Genomic DNA, 1,269 nt, shown 5'->3' on the forward strand with positions numbered 1-1,269 from the left:
TAATAAGGCTCGGTAGCTCAGTCGGTAGAGCAGAGGACTGAAAATCCTCGTGTCGGCGGTTCGATTCCGTCCCGAGCCACCATTTATTTTAATAAAATACGCCGGCTTAGCTCAATTGGTAGAGCAACTGACTTGTAATCAGTAGGTTGGGGGTTCAAGTCCTCTAGCCGGCACCATGTAAGTTTCGGAGGGGTAGCGAAGTGGCTAAACGCGGCGGACTGTAAATCCGCTCCTTCGGGTTCGGCAGTTCGAATCTGCCCCCCTCCACCATTTACATAGGGGCATAGTTTAAAGGTAGAACTGAGGTCTCCAAAACCTCCAGTGTGGGTTCGATTCCTACTGCCCCTGCCAAAATATATTTACACAACATGGCGGTTGTGGCGAAGTGGTTAACGCACCGGATTGTGGCTCCGGCATTCGTGGGTTCGATTCCCATCAGTCGCCCCATTTTTATTTTAAAAATTACAAATAATCTAATGGATACTTACATATAATTAAGTAAGAATTCGATGGGCTATAGCCAAGCGGTAAGGCAACGGACTTTGACTCCGTCATGCGCTGGTTCGAATCCAGCTAGCCCAGCCATTTTTGCGGAAGTAGTTCAGTGGTAGAATACAACCTTGCCAAGGTTGGGGTCGCGGGTTCGAATCCCGTCTTCCGCTCCAATAAAATTTTATATGGCGGCATAGCCAAGTGGTAAGGCAGAGGTCTGCAAAACCTTTATCACCGGTTCAAATCCGGTTGCCGCCTTTTCTTTTGTGCCGATGTGGCGGAATTGGCAGACGCGCACGACTCAAAATCGTGTTCCTTCGGGAGTGTCGGTTCGACCCCGACCATCGGTATCATGAACGGCGTAAAAAAGCTCTATACAATTAGTATAGAGCTTTTTTTGTTTTCTTTTCATTACATGACAAAATAAGCAGAAAAAATATTGTATATACAATATTTCTTTCGAGTACTCTAGAGAGAATTTCTCCACCCCGGTGACATGAAGTTAAATCCGATACCACCAGTAGATATTAGTACATTATCAACGGTTAAGTTTGTAATCTCTAAAAACTTCTTTTCAAACCCTTCTCTGTTGTACTTATACATAGTTGAGTGGCACGCCCACATATGCGTTGAAGTACTTAACCAGTCCCCTAAATCTTTTAATTCAGGGAACGACTCAAATTGAATTGGTTCATCTAATTTCATGAATCTCACTTGATAGATAGTTGGGTTTAACTTTTCTTCTATCCCTTTAAGACTATGTGCTTTTTTCTCATT

At 44.0% G+C, this 1,269-nt stretch carries 1 protein-coding gene and 9 tRNA genes; 9 read left to right on the forward strand and 1 reads right to left on the reverse strand.

Annotated features, from left to right (window positions below; genetic code table 11):
- Nucleotides 1–6: 6 nt before the first annotated feature.
- From ACQGSG_RS28970 to ACQGSG_RS29010, 9 genes are all read left to right on the forward strand, one after another.
- Nucleotides 7–82: transfer RNA gene (locus tag ACQGSG_RS28970), tRNA-Phe, on the forward strand.
- Between the two features lie 18 nt (nucleotides 83–100).
- A tRNA-Thr gene (locus ACQGSG_RS28975) sits at nucleotides 101–176 on the forward strand.
- 10 nt (nucleotides 177–186) lie between these two features.
- A tRNA-Tyr gene (locus ACQGSG_RS28980) sits at nucleotides 187–270 on the forward strand.
- Nucleotides 271–277: 7 nt separating this feature from the next.
- A tRNA-Trp gene (locus tag ACQGSG_RS28985) sits at nucleotides 278–351 on the forward strand.
- A 20-nt stretch (nucleotides 352–371) separates the two neighbouring features.
- Nucleotides 372–447 (forward strand) — tRNA-His (locus ACQGSG_RS28990).
- A gap of 63 nt (nucleotides 448–510) precedes the next feature.
- A tRNA-Gln gene (locus ACQGSG_RS28995) sits at nucleotides 511–585 on the forward strand.
- Between the two features lie 5 nt (nucleotides 586–590).
- Nucleotides 591–665 (forward strand) — tRNA-Gly (locus ACQGSG_RS29000).
- Nucleotides 666–679: 14 nt separating this feature from the next.
- A tRNA-Cys gene (locus ACQGSG_RS29005) sits at nucleotides 680–750 on the forward strand.
- Between the two features lie 10 nt (nucleotides 751–760).
- Nucleotides 761–842, forward strand: a tRNA-Leu gene (locus ACQGSG_RS29010).
- Between the two features lie 118 nt (nucleotides 843–960).
- On the opposite strand, the gene ACQGSG_RS29015 is transcribed toward ACQGSG_RS29010, so the two are convergent.
- The coding region (locus tag ACQGSG_RS29015) for a DUF3884 family protein (RefSeq protein WP_426948752.1) at nucleotides 961–1,269 on the reverse strand (309 nt) is incomplete at its 5' end.

This window comes from Bacillus sp. GMa5/1 (assembly GCF_050172015.1).
Classification (GTDB): domain Bacteria; phylum Bacillota; class Bacilli; order Bacillales; family Bacillaceae_G; genus Bacillus_A; species Bacillus_A cereus.